The organism is Shewanella sp. 10N.286.51.B2 (assembly GCF_041469265.1).
In the GTDB taxonomy this organism is placed as follows: domain Bacteria; phylum Pseudomonadota; class Gammaproteobacteria; order Enterobacterales; family Shewanellaceae; genus Shewanella.
This window is the reverse complement of sequence record NZ_JBFRKH010000138.1, coordinates 1-212: the sequence shown is the minus strand read 5'-3', so window position 1 is coordinate 212 and position 212 is coordinate 1. Positions and strand designations below refer to the sequence as shown.

The 212-nt window shown below is 50.9% G+C and carries 1 protein-coding gene; it reads right to left on the bottom strand.

Annotated features, from left to right (window positions below):
• Window positions 1-212 (bottom strand): cadherin-like domain-containing protein (locus AB4140_RS19760; protein ID WP_372002343.1); only part of this gene is annotated, 212 nt, incomplete at both ends.

Sequence of the window (212 nt, the reverse complement as noted above, 5' to 3'; positions counted from 1 at the left end):
GTGCATCGTTGACATCCGTAACCGCGATATCAATGTTAGCTGGGGTCACAACGGTGCCATCGCTGACGCCGAAATCGAGCTGTAAATCACCATTGAAGTTTTCATTTGGTGCAAAGCTATGGGTGCCATCACCGTTGTCGGTAAGCACACCGTCAGTGCCGCTGTACGTCACCGTATCAACAGATAGGTTATCACCATCGATGTCGCTCGCA